The sequence below is a fragment of the Acinetobacter colistiniresistens genome (assembly GCF_024582815.1).
In the GTDB taxonomy this organism is placed as follows: domain Bacteria; phylum Pseudomonadota; class Gammaproteobacteria; order Pseudomonadales; family Moraxellaceae; genus Acinetobacter.
The window spans coordinates 2,066,773-2,082,779 of the sequence record NZ_CP102099.1; the positions used below are offsets into that span (position 1 = coordinate 2,066,773).

Genomic DNA, 16,007 nt, shown 5'->3' on the forward strand with positions numbered 1-16,007 from the left:
ATGGTGGTGAGCATAATAAATCATTGATCACGGTCACATTTTTACACTAAAAATATGAGTTGATAATGTGAGCTGATGTTTTAAGATGAATAGCACTTCAATATTTTGGGGATAATTTATTTGGATATGATGACGTCTGTTGAACGAAATAGGGATATTGATCAGCTGATTCAAGCGGTTTCAGATTTGGCTGTACAACAAGGCGATCATATTTCTGCGATACCTCAACTTTCTTTTCATCATCGAATGCATCCAACCGACAGCACCCATTGTATTTACAATTTGGGTGTTGGTATGATTTTACAGGGACAAAAAGAGGTGGTGATTGGTGATGAGCATTATCTTTGTCGTGAAGGGCAGAGTATCTTGACCACTATTGATTTGCCCGTAACCTCACATGTTGTAAAGGCTTCTCCACAGCAACCATTTTTAGCGCTCTTATTATTACTTGATCTGCAACTGGTCAATCAAATGGTGGCAGACATGCCTGTAGAGGCTTTAAGCGTATCAGATGAGAGCCAGCATTCTTTTTCGGTGCAAGTTGCAGATCCTTCCTTAATTGATGCCTTTTTGAGGCTGGTTCGTGTTTTAGATGAACCTTTGATGTTGCCGCATTTAGCTCCTTTAATTCAAAAAGAAATCATTGTCCGAGTGTTGAATGGCCCACACGGTCGGTACTTACGTCAGTTAGTGAAATCAGGTTCGGCAAATCAGAAAATTCATCAGGTGGTGAGTTGGTTAAAGCATCATTATGTGCAACCTATGCGGATGGATGATTTAGCGGATAAGGCCTTTATGAGTCCTTCAACTTTTAGGCAACATTTCCGTGCAGTGACGGGCATGAGTCCATTGCAATACCAAAAGCAGTTACGGTTACAGGAAGCGCGGCATTTGATGTTTAACCAAAATGTTGATGCAGGACGAGCTGCTGGGTTAGTGGGATATGAAAGTGCGTCTCAGTTTAGTCGAGAATATAGCCGTTTATTTGGCGAGTCACCGCAGCGGGACATTCAACGCATGCGACAAGGTTTATAATTATTTATTTAAAAGAGATTGTACTTATTTTCATATTTCATATGAGCTCAGATGTGCGAAGAGGTAGGTGATGCGATGTATGCGTCAGATCAAACCAAAGAACAAATTAAAGTATTAGCCAATAAAGTTGATGGACTCGTTCAAATTGAAGATTTCCAAACTGAGATTGCAGGTTTTTCTTTACATCGGCGTATAGCCAAACAGTCTATCCATTGTATTTATGGACTCGGTCTAGGCATTGTCTTGCAAGGGCAAAAAGAGGTGCTGATTCGCGATAATGTGTATCGCTATGGGGCAGGTCAAACCATGCTCACCACCATTGATTTACCCGCGATTAGTCGAGTGACGCAAGCCTCGTATAATCAACCTTTTTTGGGGATGATGCTGTCATTAGATTTAAACCTGATTATTGAAACCGTACAGGTATTAGATGACAAGATTAAACTTAAAAACCTGCCTGCATTTTCAATCGAAAACCTTGATCTTGCATTGGTCAATGCATTGACACGTTTAGTCGATTTGATTGAAGAACCGAAGATGATTGATCAACTTGCGCCCATCATCAAGCAAGAAATTGTACTCCGTTTACTGGTTGGACAACACGGTGTTTATTTACGTAATTTGGTCAAGGCAAGTGTGTCAGATCAACATGTTTTCAACGTGATCCATTGGCTAAGAAATAATTTTCTGCAAGAAAACTGTATACAAGATGCTTTTGAGCAAGCACATATGAGTGCAGCGACATTCAGAAATCATTTCAGAGACATTACGGGTATGACGCCGCTGCAATATCAAAAACAATTGAAATTACAAGAGGCTAGAAAACTAGTGTTATCACAATCCATGAATATACAGCAGATTGCTGATCGGGTTGGTTATGAAAGTCAGTCACAATTTATTCGAGAATATTCACGCTTATTTGGTAATACGCCAAGTCGAGATCTACCACAGTAAAACCTCAGAATAGGCAAACTATTTTCAAAAATAGGCAACTTTGATTGTACGTCGTCTCTAAAATGGGATGATCAGCAAAGAGAACTTTGCTTACTCTTTCCTATATTCAGAGGTGATGAAATGGAAGCAGTCAAAATCAAAAATACCTATTGGGATATTGCCGCAGATTTATATTTTCCACCTACTTTTGATCAAACTAAAAAATATCCAGCAATTATAAGTGCACATCCAATTGGTAGTTGCAAAGAGCAGACCTCGGGCAATGTTTATGGGGGAGCACTCGCTAAAGCGGGTTTTGTGGTGATCGCATTTGATGCCAGTTTTCAGGGAGAAAGTGGAGGAGAAGCTCGTTATATCGAAGATCCGTCGTTACGTGTTGAAGATTTTCGCGTTGTGGCAGATTATCTGGTTACGCTGGATTATGTCGATGAAAATCGAATTGGTGTTTTAGGTATTTGTGGTGGCGGTGGGTACTCGATCAACGCAGCCATGACAGAACGTCGGATTAAAGCGGTAGGGACAATTACGGGTGCAAACTATGGACGTGTAATGCGCGAAGCAAGTGGTGGTAATCCGATTGCATTTTTAGAGGCGATTGCAGCTCAGCGTACAGCGGAGGCAAGAGGTGCTGCACTTCGGGTGGATCAAGGCTTGTATCCAACGGTTGAAGCAGCCAAAGCGGATCATGCCGATATTGATCCGTTAGAAGCGACGGAGTATTACCGTACTGCACGGGGCGAAAAGCCAAATGGTGTGAATAAAACGCTGTTCTCTCACAACGCTGTTGCTGTGGGTTGGGATGCATTTCATTTGGCAGAAATCTTATTGACTCAACCCCTGATGATTATTGTGGGGAGTAAGCCTGGAGGTTTTGGTGCCTATCGTGATGGTTTTGAAATTATCAATCGTGCTGCCTCAAAAAATAAAGAATTGGTGGTGGTTGAAGGTTGGTCTCATTATGACCTCTATGACAAAGCAGAGCCGGTCAAAATTGCTTTAGATAAGCTGATTCCATTCTATCAAGCCAATCTTTAATTCTGGCTTGTTGTTCAAAAAACGGTGTTTTGAGTTGGTCGGGCGACTGATCAACTTTCTATTTTTGCAAAATTCTCTACTAGAGTTGAATGGTGGTATGTTCAGTGAATTCTAAGTTATTCCAGTCTTTTCAATTAACTGCAGATTTGAACTTACGCAATCGAATCGTCATGGCGCCAATGACAACTTGGTCAGCAAATAGAGATAGTACGATTTCAGCTCAGGAACTTGAGTACATGCGTAAGCGTGTGAAAGATGTAGGCTTGGTGATCACAGGCTGTACACATGTGCAAGAAAGTGGGATTGGCTTTACCCGCGAGTTTGCTGGTTTTGATGATCGCTTTATACCGAGTCTGACCCAATTGGCTCAAGCAGCTAAAAGTGGCGGAGCACCTGCAATCCTACAAGTTTTTCATGCTGGTATGAAAGCGATTCCAAACTTGATTCCTCATGCAGATATTGTCAGTGCGAGTAGCTTGGCAATTACTTCGGGACCGTTTAAAACTGAACAACTTTCCAGTCGGGCATTATCTCACGATGAAGTTTTGCAATTGATCCATGATTTTGGTGAAGCAACGCGTCGAGCGATTGATGCTGGATTTGATGGGATTGAACTGCATGGTGCACATGGCTTTATCATTCAAAACTTTTTTTCACCTTTATATAACCAACGTGATGATGCATGGGGCGGTTCATTAGAAAAGAGGATGGCATTTCCTCTAGCAGTGGTAGCGGAGGTGCAACGTGTTATTCAACAACATGCACAGCGCCCTTTTGCATTGGGCTATCGTATTTCGGTTGAAGAGTATGAAGACAATGCTTTGTCTATTGCAGACAGTCTGGCGTTGATTGACCAATTAATTGCAGCTGATATTGATTATTTACATGTGTCTTTAGTCGATGTGCTTCATTCGATGCCTAAGCATGATCTTCAACAACAGCTTAGCATCCACCATGTATTAAAGCGGGTGGCAGATCGAATTCCTGTGATTGCGGCAGGTTTGTTACGTACACCTCAACAGGCTGAACAAGCTTTAGGTCTAGGTTTGCCGCTTATAGCGATTGGTAAGGCTTTGGTGATGAATCCAAATTGGGTGGCGTTGGCACAGCATGGACAATTCGATAATATTACACTTGAATTGAATCCTATTGATGTGCCTGAACTAAGTATTCCCGATCTGCTATGGCAGGAAATACAAGAAAGAGAAGGTTGGTTTAAACTACGTCGCACTGAAACGATTTAAGCCATGAGTGAGGATCAGACGATGATTGCAGAAAACACTTATGATGTTATAACAAGCTAAATTTTGTTGATGAAGCCGTAAAACAGTTAACAGCGTTCTTTAGCGCCAAGCTTTAATATAACGCGATAAAAAAGACAGGCGCTTGGCCTGTCTTTTTTATCTCTGTAGGCTTTGAAGCGGTTATGCATACAGTTGTTGCGGTAATTTTTTCACGAGTTGATCAATCGCCAAACGGGTTTTAAGGGGCATGAAGGGCAGAGTAGGCCAAAGGACGTGGATTGGAAAGTCAACACTGGAGAAATTTGCCAATACCTGAATTAAGGTCCCTTGTTGCAGCTCGTAATGAATCAGCCAATCGGGTAGCCAAGCAATACCATGATGTGACAGGACCGTATTTTTAATCGCTTGCATGTCATTTAACAGCAATTTTGCTTGTGGTTTGATGGTATAGCTCTGTTTATGTTCATCTTGAAGATGCCACTTGGGTTGCTGTCCTGAATAGGGATAAGCAATCGTCGTATGCTGTTGTAGATCATCGAGCTGATGTAAAGCACTCGACTTTTCAAGATACTGTGGTGTTGCACAGAGCAGCATGCGGTGATCCCCCAGTTTTCTTGCAACCAAATGATGACTATCGGGCAGCGTACCAATCCGAATGGCCAAGTCAAAGCCATCTTCCACCAGATCTATGGTTCGATCATTCAAAGAGAGTTCGATTTGCAAATCAGGATGTTGCTGTGCAAGTTCAACCATTAGCGGTGCGACATACAGTTGTCCAAACAGTACTGGGGCTGAAATTCTCAATAGCCCCGTCGCATTGATTTTTCCTTGATCTAATAAACTTTCAGCAGTATCGATTTCTGCGAGCGCACGATGGCTGTGTTCATAAAACAGAGCACCTTCCGTAGTTAGGCTCAGTGTACGAGTGGTGCGCTTAAACAAAGTCACGCCCAAGCGCTCTTCTAAGCGGGCGATACTCTTACTGACAGCTGAGCGAGTCAGATGCAATTGTTCAGCCGCGTTGCTAAAACTTCCTGCTTCAACCACGGTGACAAAGATTGAAATCGTATTGAGTTCAGTTTGCATTATTGTAGATTATTTGGAATCAATTGGTGGAAATAGTATCACTACTGGTGATTTAAATCTAATAGTAAGATAGCTCCATCAAAGATATGGAGAACAACGATGGCGAAAGTGCTGGTATTAAAATCAAGTATTATGGGTGATCAATCACAAACTAGTCGTTTAGTCGATGTATTTTTACAAGAGCGTGCTGAGAAAGGGTTGCAGGATGAGGTTATCATTCGTGATTTAGCAGCACTTAACTTACCTGTACTTGATGCCGAAATTTTCCAAGCGTTACGCGGTGCTGAAAATGTTGCAGCACCGATTCAAAAAATTATCCAGTTATCAGATGAACTGATTGCTGAATTGAAGGCAACCGATTTATTGGTCATCGGTGCGCCCATGTATAACTTGAATGTTCCAACACAGTTAAAAAACTGGTTTGATTTAGTGGCTCGTGCCCGTCACACCTTCCGATATACTGAAACTTATCCGCAAGGTTTGGTGGAAGAGGTCAAAGCCATTGTGATGACCAGTCGTGGTGGAATCCATTTGGGGCAGGTAACGGATGCGGTGACGCCTTATCTCCAGTCTGTTTTAGGCTTGATGGGCATCCATGATGTGAATTTTGTCTATGCAGAAGGTCTGGATATGCCAGCGTTAAGAACAGATGCTTTAAAAGCCGCACAACAAAAGGCTCAGCAGGTTGCCATTTAAAAATTGATAAACCCTTTTACTGCTGCTTGATTGGCAGAATCGGACAAACACGGTGCCGTTTGTCCGACTTTTTCATATCCATATAAAATGAGGTTGATCGGCATCAGAATGTGGTTTACTGAGTCCTAAATTTTTTCGACAGGCTAATTCTGGAGTTTGCATAATTTTTCACGATAAAGGCTGCGACACTTTTACGCGAGACGAATGTGTCTTTAAAATGCTTCTGGGGTTCTGTTGTTTCAGAGTCAATTTCATCTCCATTCATGAGTCACGCCGCAGGCAAAATAATCTAATTCAGATTAGAGACCTCTAATACATCCGTAGCTTTGCGATATCTTGACCCTGAACGGCCTGTTGCACTTGTTTCAAATTGAATACATCACCTGCGATAACTTTTGTATTGGTAGCTAGATTTGACGCTAATTTTCTTGTATCGCAGACAAATAAGGTTTGAGTGAGATCAGCTTGATTGACGAGCATGTCAATTACTCATTTAGCCGGACGCTCCATGAATTAATATATTTCATTTGAGCTGCCTTCTGCATAGAAAATCCGTCTGTATAGCGTATTCTTACTGTTTTAGATGTCCTTATTGAAGCTTAAATATCCAAATAGACGTGACCTGGAATGCTCAGTTTTTACCTAATTTAATGAGCTTGACGGTTTTTTTAAGGAATCCATAAAAAAGCCTCATCGAAATGAGGCGGTATATTGTTGCGGTGAGTTTAATTAACGAATGTCATGCCACCATTGTTTGAAGCTTTGATGCTCATTATCCAGTTCAACCAGCTCGCCAATCATGGGAGTGGCAAGGCGATATTTTCTGTTCTTTGAATATTCGACAATGCGGGTAATCGGTTCATCCCATGCATGCTTGGCCAAACTGAATTTTGAATGGTGCACAGGAATCATATTGCGTGCATTCAGTTCTTCAGTTGCTTGTGCTACCTCATCAGGATGGCAATGCACTGAACGCCAGGCCGCATCGTATTGTCCATTTTCCATCAAGGCCCAATCAAAGGGGCCATATTTCTGTCCAATCTCGATAAAGTGTTTGTCATAACCGCCATCGCCGGTATAGAAAATCTTTTTATTGGGGGATTGGATCACGAACGATACCCAGAGATTTTTGCCGCCGTCAAATGCACGTCGAGAATCATGATGGGTGGTTTCGGTGATAATAGTAATGCCATCATCAAATTCGATTTTGTCACCCCAATCTCTTTCGATTAGCTTTTCTTTGGGATAACCCCAGTACTCAAAGTGTTCGCCTACACCTAGACCTGTAATGACATATTTAACTTTATTTTTGAGTTTAAGTGTTGTTTCATAATCAAGATGGTCATAGTGATCATGCGAAATCAGTAGATAATCAATATTAGGTAACTCTTCAACGGTATAAATATCAGTCCCTTTATAGGCACGTGTGCCCCAAGGAAAAGGAGAGGCTTTGCCGCTCATGACGGGATCAATCAAAAAGGTTTTGCCATGCAATTGCATAAATACGGATGAGTGTCCAAACCAGATGATGACATCCTGTTTAGGATTGAGGTTGAGTAGATTGGTTTTAATTGAAGGAATCGGATCAATTGGATTGCGATGAGGAATGGTTTTAATAAAGGTTTTGTAGAGTTCTACCGCAATACTTGAACCTTCACTCATTCCAGACTTTTCGATCAGGTTACGGAATTGGCCTTGTCGATAATTGGGAGAGTTCTCGATCAATTGGAGGCGTTTACCAGAAGGGATTTTGCCGAATAGAGGTTGTTGGGTATATATGGCACTGCCAGCAATGAGCAGAACAACAGCGATCGCAAAAAGAATAAGCATAAATGGAGTCCACCTTTTCATTTGAGCATTCGATACAACACTAATAAAAACTAAAAGCGACAAAATGATGAAATATGATCTAAAAGTCGACGAATGAAAACTTGCCTGTAGTGACTGAATTTTTGCCTAAACTAAGGAAACGTTTATTTTCGAGGCGAATTGAATTTGGATTGATGTGATTGAGCAAAAGGAAGTCATTTAGGCAGGGTTGGTTTATGTTAGACTAGCCAAGGTTACAGTGTTGCAAATCACTGTGAATGAGGACAATGAGTAGTTAACATGATCGGGCAGCAAAGAAACATATTGGCAACTTTAGGAATAGATGTTTGGATTCCGAGAGAAGTCGTGTGTCAAAAAAATACTGTACCGAGTCTATGGCGAGATCAAGTGGTGGATGAAGCACCACAGCCTTCAGTACCGATGATTGCTCCTGTATCAGCTGTTCAAGATCATGTCTTACCTGTATCGACGACAACTACAGTTGAAGCACCTCAGCCTGCAGAAATCATTGCTAAGCCTGTGGTCAAAGAGACAGTTGTTGAAAAAGAGCAGATTGTCATTACAGCGCAGATTCAATCATTAGAACTGCAAATGTATGTCTTAGAAAACAGTGCCATTTTATTAGAGAGCAGCCAGCTCAGCGATGGACAACGCCAGCTTTGGCAAAATATTCAAAAGGCGAAACTCGGACAATATGCCGAATTGAAATGGCCTTTTCCCTTGGCTGCATTGCAAGAGAGCAGAGGGCTGTCGTCTTATATCCAAGGCTTTCTGGATGCCACTGCAAATAACAAAAAAATATTATGCTTAGGTCAGCTGGACTTTATTCAGCATTCCAATATATTACATTTAGCGAGTTTAGAAGAAATGCTGGCTCAACCTCTATTGAAAAGGCGGTTGTGGCAGCTCATGCAATAAAGAACGGAAATCGAATCATGAAGAAAGTCGTTGTATTCAGCCAAATAGATCAGGACGTTTTAGCGCAGTTACAGCAAGATTATCAGGTGGTGGTACTCAACCCGAAACTGGGCGATATCAATGAACAGATTCGAACTGAAGTGGTAGACGCTGATGCCATGATTGGTGCAGGACGCTTACTCAATGAAAGCAATTTAGCTCCGGCCCAAAAACTCAAAATTATTTCGACCGTGTCGGTTGGTTACGATAACTACGATGTCGACTATCTCAATCAAAAGAAAATCTGGCTCGCGAATACACCGCATGTTTTAACTGAAACGACGGCTGATCTTGCCTTTACTTTGTTGCTCAGTGCCGCACGTCAAATTCCTTATCTAGATGCATGGACCAAACAAGGTCAATGGAAACGCACTGTTTCTACTGAACAATTTGGTGTGGATGTTTTTGGTAAAACCTTGGGTATTATTGGCTTGGGGAATATTGGGGCTGCCATTGCCCGCCGTGGTTTTTATGGTTTCAATATGAATATTTTGTACCATAACCGCCGTGAAAAGATTGAAGTGGCGCAAGCTTTGAATGCGCAGTATCGTGACTTAGACCAGCTCTTACAGCAGTCGGATTTTATTGTGGTGGCTGTTGATTTAAATCATGAATCAAAAGCACTGATTGGTGCAGAGCAGTTTGATTTAATGCAAAAACATGCCGTCTTCGTCAATATTGCACGGGGTTCTGTGGTTGATGAGAATGCCTTAGTCGACGCCTTGCAACAACACAAAATTTTTGCTGCTGGTTTAGATGTTTATGCCAAAGAACCGTTGCAAAGTTCTCCCTTATTCGAATTGGCAAATGCAGTCACAGTACCGCATCTAGGCTCAGCGACAGCTGAAACACGTCAGAAAATGGTGAAGCTAGCTTATCAAAACCTGATAGATGCTTTAGAAGATCGTACGCCACGTTATCTGGTCAATCCAAAGTTTGAATAATTGCTTACAATGCTGAGCAATTGGTTGCTGCATTATTGCACTATCCCATCTTTTTAAATTGATTAATATTGGTACACTTGCGCCCTTTGTGACTTCATCTTGGGGTGTCTGGTGTTCGAGAAATTAGCTGAACAAAGTTTGGGCTTAATGGGCTGGGAAATTGATAATCATTGGGATTTAAATATTGACCAATGTGTGATGATTGCGGCGCCGCATACCAGCAATTGGGATGCGCTTTATGCCCGTTTGGCATTAAAGGCTTTGGGGGTTAATGTTCGACTTACCATCAAAGACAGTTATATGAAATTGCCATTTGGCCCCTTTGTCCGAGCTATGGGGGGGATTGGAATTGATCGTAGCGTGAAGCATGAAGGTCAAGCACGACCAAGCATGGTTCAACTGATGAGCGATTTATTTAAGATGCATCCCAAGTTGGTGATGTTGGTGACTCCAGAAGGGACACGTGCCAAACAGGAACAATGGAAAACAGGTTTTTATCATGTTGCAATGACAGCAGGTGTACCGATTGCACTTGCCTATATGGACTATGCCAAGAAAAAAACTGGTGTAGGTAAAATTGTCTATCCTACGGGCGATTATCAAAAAGATATGACTGAAATTATGTCTTTTTATGCGGAAATCAGCGCCAAATTTCCAGAAAAATTTAGTGTCGACCAGCGTTACATCGCGGCAGAGTGATTCAAGCGCTTGCAAAAATCATAAAGTCAGGCAGGTTTTTCCTGCCTTTTATAACACTTTGTTGCAAATTTCTCCTACTTTCAATGCTATATTGAATTTCTTTATTAAAATCATAGAGAAACCACTTGAGATCGTTGCTGCTCGCCTGTGGCCTTTTCGCCACAACCCAACTCAGTCACACTGAAGTTTTTTTACCTTCGCAGGGCGTAGGGCAAGCAGAAGTGCCTGAAATTGGCAGTGGCATAGGTTTGCTCGATCAACAAAAAGAAAAATTTATTGGTGAAAAAGTTTATCGTGAAGTGCATCGTCAAATGCCAACAGTACAAGATGCATGGTTAGAAGATCAGTTCTTTCAGGTCTTTTCTGGGATCCTAAGCCAGACCCAACTTGGACAGCCAATTGGTTTAGTCATTATCAAAGATCCTCAAATTAATGCCTTTGCCGTACCTGGTGGTCTATTTGCATTGAATACTGGTTTAATTACCTCTGCCAAAAATATTGATGAGATTGCAGGCGTGATGGCGCATGAAATTGCACACGTTGCACAGCGACATTATAGCCGCTCTCAAGAAGCGTTTAAGGGGCAGGGTTTACTCGCATTAGCGGGAATTATCGTCGGTGCTGCCATTGCGTCTCAGGCAGATGGTAATGCGGGTGCAGCGGTAATGATGGGGACACAAGCTGCATTGATGGATAAGCAGTTGAGTTATAGCCGTAATCAGGAACGCGAAGCGGATCGTATCGGGATGCAGTTTATGTATGCTGCTGGTTATAACCCGCAAAGTATGGCCGATTATTTTGAAACAATGCATCGAGCGACCAGTCGGGTCAGCTTTTTACCGGACTTCTGGTTTACTCATCCTTTAACCACTGAACGGATGAGTGAGGCGCGTTTGCGTGCCAATCAACTACCTAAAGTGAAATCAAAAATTTATGATCTCGATTTTGAAATTTTAAAACTTTATACTTTGGTTGTTTCTAATCAGGCCACTGAAATTCAATTACAGGCATTGGCGAATCAAAACAATACCGCAGCGCAATTGGCGCTGAGCAAGTTTTATCTTGAACAAGGTGATTATAAGCAAGCACAAGCCAACTTGGATTTGGTGAAAGCGAAACTCAAGAACCATGTGCTGATTCCCTTGATTCAAACTGATATCTATCTAGGCCAAAATAAATTAGATCAAGCATATAGCAGCATTAACTCGATCCAGAAAGTTATGCCTGAAAATAGAGCTTTATCTTATAAGCTAGCAGAGGTGCTGATTCGCCAAGGGCAAATTGCACAGGCGCAGGCTTTGGTACAACGTTTTATCCATAAAAACCAACGTGACATTGAAGGCTGGCAGTTGCTGCAACAAGCCACCAATTTAGACAAAAGTTCACCCTTACAAGCCGTCAATGTGTTGGGTTATCGGGCAGAGGCTGAGTACTGGTCAGGTTATGAAGAAAATGCGATTAAGTCGATGTTGCATGCACAACGACTTGCGAAAGGAAATGTGGCGATGTCGGCTAAGATTGACGCACGGTTGAAACAGATGCAAGATGAGCGTCGTATGAAACTCTAATATGCATTAAAACAATTAAAGGAAAGGCACATGATTCAAGGGCAATGTTTGTGTGGCGCTGTGCAGTATCAATATCATGGGGAAATTGAAAACAGCATTTTATGTTATTGCAGCGATTGCCAACGGGCACAAGGCTCTATTGCGGGCTGGAACAGTCCAGTCGAGCAAAGTAAATTTGAACTGATTACTGGGCGTGAGCAGCTAAAAGAATATTTTCACACGCCAAATAAGGCGCGTGTATTTTGTCAAAACTGTGCCAGTCCACTCTATTCTTACCGCAAGGATTTGCCTGATGTGATTCGTTTACGACTTGGGACGGTGACCGAAGGAGAAGTTCCTGCACCTAAAGAAGAATTTTTTCTTGAGCATAAACCAAATTTTATTGAATTAAGATAAGATGACGAGCGTAAGAAATCGCTGAGAAGTTAGAACATTTATGAAGAAGATTTTAGTTTTTATTTTTGCGATAAGCAGTGTGGGGATCAGCTCAGCAGCATCGATTGAGCAGTATGCAAACTCAGTCGATAAAATTCGAGGCACATATGCACAGGATATTCGGAGTTTTTTACGAAGTCTAAATCCACAAACTTCACAATTTAGCCCTGAGCAGCAAGCAAAGTATTGTCAGATTAATCAGCGTTATATTCAGGATATGTCCGATGCGATTGAAAAAAATCGATCATCATTACCAGCGCAATATGCCAGCATGACTAAACAAGATGTAATCAAGCAGGTGGTTGAGTCAAAAGAAATGCAAATGCTTGCAAAATATAATGTTCAGTGTGATTTTAAATAATAAAAATACTTTGGGTTCATTGTTAAAATGAATCCAATTTAAAAAATAGGGGAATATAAAGGAGTTAAGCGGATTAGCTTAATTTTGCTTTAATTTTAGCAGATACTTGTGCAGGATCGGCACGCCCGGCTATGATCGGACGTAGAGAATTCATCACCTTACCCATATCTTTCATGCTAGTAGCTTCTTGAGCAGCAATCGTTTGCTCAATGATAGAATCAAGTTCTTCCTCAGTCATAGCTGCTGGTAGAAATTGAGATATAATCTCAACTTCGGCTTGTTCTTTACTAGCTAAATCATCTCGACCAGCGCCAGAAAAGGCCTTGATCGATTCTTTACGTTGTTTAATTTGCTTTTCAATGACCGCAAGAACCTGAGCATCGTCAAGCTCTTTGCGCTCATCGACTTCGATTTGCTTAATTGCTGCCTGTACACCACGAATAACCGTTACTGTTGCCATATCTTTGGCACGCATTGAGTTTTTTAACACGTCAGTAATCTGGTTTTTTAAAGTATTCATAGTCTCTTCAGCAGTCAATCACAAATTAATTAGTAAAGGCGAGTAGTACGTACAGATTCGCGAGTCAATTTCTTTTGATAACGCTTAACTGCAGCAGCTTTTTTACGCTTACGTTCTTGAGTTGGTTTCTCATAGAATTCGCGCTTACGAACGTCAGCTAAAACACCCGCTTTTTCGCATGAACGTTTGAAACGACGGATAGCTACGTCTACTGGTTCGCCTTCTTTCAACTTAACTTGTGGCATGTAAAATCCTCTAAGATTATGGATAAGATCTAACGCACGATTGCACTAGATCGCAAGTGAAGGTCAGTATTTTACTCATTTACAACTCAGATCACAAGTCTATAATAGCTTCGATATTATTTTTGATCGTTGTAAAGGCAGTTTAATGATTGTTTTGGGCTTAGAAACTTCGTGTGATGAAACTGGGTTAGCACTCTATGATAGCGAGCTCGGCTTACGTGGACAGGTTTTATATAGCCAGATTAAATTGCATGCGGAATATGGTGGCGTTGTCCCTGAGTTGGCATCACGCGATCATGTTCGAAAGATGATTCCTTTGATTAATCAACTGCTTGAGCAAAGTGGTGTTAAAAAACAAGAGATTGATGCAGTTGCCTATACCCGTGGTCCTGGACTGATGGGTGCACTGATGACAGGTGCTTTATTTGGACGCACTTTGGCATTTGCATTTAATAAACCTGCGATTGGTGTGCATCATATGGAAGGTCATATGCTTGCTCCATTACTTTCCGAGACTCCACCGGAATTTCCGTTTGTGGCTTTATTAGTCTCTGGTGGGCATACTCAATTAATGGCTGCCTATGGCATTGGTCAATATGAGTTATTGGGTGAGTCCATTGATGATGCGGCAGGTGAAGCCTTTGATAAAGTCGCAAAAATGATGAATTTACCTTATCCAGGTGGACCGAATATTGCGAAATTGGCGTTACAGGGCGATGCCAAAGCATTTGAATTCCCGAGACCAATCTTGCATCAAGGTTTGGATTTTTCTTTTAGTGGCCTTAAAACAGCGGTTTCTGTACAACTGAAAAAGTTAGGTGAAGAAAATCGCGATGCCGATGTGGCAGCTTCTTTTCAAGAGGCGGTTGTTGATACACTGGTTAAAAAATCAGTGAAGGCTTTAAAGCAAACAGGTTTAAAACGTTTGGTGATTGCAGGCGGCGTGAGTGCTAATCTAAGATTGCGCGAGCAATTAGAAACGTCACTGGCAAAGATCAAGGCTCAAGTTTATTATGCCGAGCCTGCATTGTGTACAGACAACGGCGCCATGATTGCCTTTGCTGGATATCAACGTTTAAAAGCTGGGCAACATGATGGTTTGGCGGTGACGACGACACCAAGATGGCCAATGACTGAGTTACAACCGACCTAAAATGGAACTTATCATTTTTGTCGGTGGACAAGCTTCAGGTAAATCAACATTTTTTAAGCAATATTTCTCTGATACACATATTCGTCTCAATCTTGATATGTTGAAAACCAGACATCGTGAGAAAATATTGTTTAATGCCTGTTTAGAAGCAAAACAGAAAGTTGTTATTGATAATACCAATCCGAGCAAACTAGATCGAAAGATATATGTTCAAGAAGCAAAAAATGCCCACTTTAAAGTGATTGCATACTATTTTGATAGTTGTTTGGATGATTTACTACTACGAAATGAACAGCGAGAAGGAAAAGCAAAAATTCCTCGAGTTGGGGTTATTTCAACTTTTAAAAAGTTAGAAATACCTGAGCTTAATGAGGGTTTTGATGAAATTTACAGCGTTTCAATTGATCAAGAAAATGACTTTAATATGAGCTTGCTGTATCAAAGAGAACAATAATGAGATTTGAAGATTTAGATACAAGATTAAGAAAATATGAGACGGCTTACGATTTCTGTATCCCGCCTGAAAACTATATTGTGGTCAGGCTAGATGGTCGGGGGTTTACACGGCTAACCAAAGAGATCTGGCAATTTGAAGCGCCATTTGATGTACATTTTAGAGATTTAATGGTAGAAACCACAACCCATTTATTACAGTGTGGTTTTAATATCATTTATGGTTATACCCAGAGCGATGAAATTTCTCTTTTATTCCATTACCGCGATGAAAGTTTTAACCGTAAGGAACGTAAAATTCTTTCTATTTTAGCAGGTGAAGCCAGTGCAAAATTCTCTGTTCTGCATGGTCAAATTGCTACTTTTGATGCCCGAGTTTGTGTTTTACCCAATTCGCAATTAGTAGATGACTATTTCCGTTGGAGACAAGAGGATGCTCATCGAAATGCATTAAATGCGCACTGCTATTGGATGTTAAGAAAATCGGGTCATGCCGTAGGTGAAGCAACGGAACAAGTTAAAGGATTAAATCGTCAAGAAAAGCATGATTTACTCTTTTCACAACAGATTAATTTTAATGAACTCCCTGCATGGCAAAAGCGTGGTACCGGTGTTTATTGGAAAGACGTTGAAAAAACGGGGCTGAATCCGAAAACTGGTGAAATTACACAAACGACAAGAAGGCAGTTAGTTGCTGACTTTGAGTTGCCTTTAAATGAACTCTATAGTGAATTTATAGGTCAAAAATTTTTTGAAAATATTTTTATGAACAGTCGTTCATAATGGAGTAGT

19 protein-coding genes are annotated in these 16,007 nt (G+C 41.2%); 14 read left to right on the forward strand and 5 right to left on the reverse strand.

The features are described 5' to 3' along the window. Positions 1-126 precede the first annotated feature (126 nt). The 4 genes from NQU59_RS09775 to NQU59_RS09790 all read left to right on the forward strand — a co-directional run bounded on the left by NQU59_RS09775 (position 127) and on the right by NQU59_RS09790 (position 4,268). The gene (locus NQU59_RS09775) at positions 127-1,035 is read left to right on the forward strand and encodes an AraC family transcriptional regulator (protein WP_257066245.1); all 909 of its coding nucleotides are present in this window, start codon (positions 127-129) and stop codon (positions 1,033-1,035) included. 51 nt (positions 1,036-1,086) lie between these two features. Further along, a complete protein-coding gene (locus tag NQU59_RS09780; RefSeq protein WP_005243099.1) occupies positions 1,087-1,989 on the forward strand; it encodes an AraC family transcriptional regulator in 903 nt (300 codons plus the stop codon). A 120-nt stretch (positions 1,990-2,109) separates the two neighbouring features. Further along, complete coding sequence (locus tag NQU59_RS09785) at positions 2,110-3,024, forward strand: alpha/beta hydrolase (RefSeq protein WP_257063272.1); 915 nt, start codon at positions 2,110-2,112, stop codon at positions 3,022-3,024. Positions 3,025-3,113: 89 nt separating this feature from the next. Further along, positions 3,114-4,268, forward strand: a complete 1,155-nt coding sequence (locus NQU59_RS09790; protein WP_032865323.1) for an NADH-dependent flavin oxidoreductase — start codon at positions 3,114-3,116, stop codon at positions 4,266-4,268. A gap of 180 nt (positions 4,269-4,448) precedes the next feature. On the opposite strand, the gene NQU59_RS09795 is transcribed toward NQU59_RS09790, so the two are convergent. Then, on the reverse strand, positions 4,449-5,354 hold the full coding sequence (locus NQU59_RS09795) for a LysR family transcriptional regulator (protein WP_257063274.1): 906 nt from the start codon (positions 5,352-5,354) through the stop codon (positions 4,449-4,451). Between the two features lie 99 nt (positions 5,355-5,453). Between NQU59_RS09795 and NQU59_RS09800 the strand changes: the two genes are divergently transcribed. Further along, a complete protein-coding gene (locus tag NQU59_RS09800) occupies positions 5,454-6,050 on the forward strand; it encodes an NAD(P)H-dependent oxidoreductase (RefSeq protein WP_043971586.1) in 597 nt (198 codons plus the stop codon). 309 nt (positions 6,051-6,359) lie between these two features. Here the strand turns inward: NQU59_RS09800 and NQU59_RS09805 are convergent, their stop codons facing one another. After that, entirely contained in the window at positions 6,360-6,530 is a 171-nt protein-coding gene (locus tag NQU59_RS09805) for a hypothetical protein (RefSeq protein WP_005243087.1), read from the reverse strand. A 249-nt stretch (positions 6,531-6,779) separates the two neighbouring features. Further along, positions 6,780-7,880, reverse strand: a complete 1,101-nt coding sequence (locus NQU59_RS09810; RefSeq protein ID WP_257063275.1) for an MBL fold metallo-hydrolase — start codon at positions 7,878-7,880, stop codon at positions 6,780-6,782. Positions 7,881-8,159: 279 nt separating this feature from the next. On the opposite strand from NQU59_RS09810, the gene NQU59_RS09815 reads away from it, so the two are divergent. The 6 genes from NQU59_RS09815 to NQU59_RS09840 all read left to right on the forward strand — a co-directional run bounded on the left by NQU59_RS09815 (position 8,160) and on the right by NQU59_RS09840 (position 12,844). Next, the gene (locus tag NQU59_RS09815) at positions 8,160-8,798 is read left to right on the forward strand and encodes a hypothetical protein (RefSeq protein WP_257063276.1); all 639 of its coding nucleotides are present in this window, start codon (positions 8,160-8,162) and stop codon (positions 8,796-8,798) included. Between the two features lie 17 nt (positions 8,799-8,815). Further along, entirely contained in the window at positions 8,816-9,781 is a 966-nt protein-coding gene (locus NQU59_RS09820) for a 2-hydroxyacid dehydrogenase (RefSeq protein WP_005243080.1), read from the forward strand. 111 nt (positions 9,782-9,892) lie between these two features. Continuing rightward, entirely contained in the window at positions 9,893-10,480 is a 588-nt protein-coding gene (locus tag NQU59_RS09825; RefSeq protein WP_257063278.1) for a 1-acyl-sn-glycerol-3-phosphate acyltransferase, read from the forward strand. Between the two features lie 125 nt (positions 10,481-10,605). Then, positions 10,606-12,048, forward strand: coding sequence for a M48 family metalloprotease (locus NQU59_RS09830; RefSeq protein ID WP_257063279.1), 1,443 nt, complete (start codon positions 10,606-10,608; stop codon positions 12,046-12,048). A gap of 30 nt (positions 12,049-12,078) precedes the next feature. Then, positions 12,079-12,444: a GFA family protein gene (locus tag NQU59_RS09835; protein WP_005243072.1), complete on the forward strand. Its 366-nt coding sequence runs from the start codon at positions 12,079-12,081 to the stop codon at positions 12,442-12,444. Between the two features lie 40 nt (positions 12,445-12,484). Then, positions 12,485-12,844: a hypothetical protein gene (locus NQU59_RS09840; protein ID WP_005243069.1), complete on the forward strand. Its 360-nt coding sequence runs from the start codon at positions 12,485-12,487 to the stop codon at positions 12,842-12,844. 73 nt (positions 12,845-12,917) lie between these two features. Here NQU59_RS09840 and NQU59_RS09845 read toward each other — a convergent pair whose 3' ends face one another. Then, positions 12,918-13,364: a GatB/YqeY domain-containing protein gene (locus NQU59_RS09845; RefSeq protein WP_005243067.1), complete on the reverse strand. Its 447-nt coding sequence runs from the start codon at positions 13,362-13,364 to the stop codon at positions 12,918-12,920. 29 nt (positions 13,365-13,393) lie between these two features. Beyond that, positions 13,394-13,609, reverse strand: coding sequence for a 30S ribosomal protein S21 (rpsU, locus tag NQU59_RS09850; protein ID WP_004652785.1), 216 nt, complete (start codon positions 13,607-13,609; stop codon positions 13,394-13,396). A gap of 145 nt (positions 13,610-13,754) precedes the next feature. Between rpsU and tsaD the strand changes: the two genes are divergently transcribed. The 3 genes from tsaD to NQU59_RS09865 are packed head-to-tail and all read left to right on the forward strand — an operon-like array spanning position 13,755 to position 15,998. Further along, positions 13,755-14,762 carry a tRNA (adenosine(37)-N6)-threonylcarbamoyltransferase complex transferase subunit TsaD gene (gene tsaD / locus NQU59_RS09855; protein ID WP_005243066.1) on the forward strand — a complete coding sequence of 336 codons (1,008 nt, stop codon included), beginning with the start codon at positions 13,755-13,757 and terminating at the stop codon, positions 14,760-14,762. Between the two features lies 1 nt (position 14,763). After that, on the forward strand, positions 14,764-15,216 hold the full coding sequence (locus tag NQU59_RS09860) for an AAA family ATPase (RefSeq protein WP_257063281.1): 453 nt from the start codon (positions 14,764-14,766) through the stop codon (positions 15,214-15,216). Beyond that, positions 15,216-15,998, forward strand: coding sequence for a tRNA(His) guanylyltransferase Thg1 family protein (locus NQU59_RS09865; protein WP_257063283.1), 783 nt, complete (start codon positions 15,216-15,218; stop codon positions 15,996-15,998). The genes NQU59_RS09860 and NQU59_RS09865 overlap by 1 nt, the downstream gene beginning before the upstream one ends. Positions 15,999-16,007 lie beyond the last annotated feature (9 nt).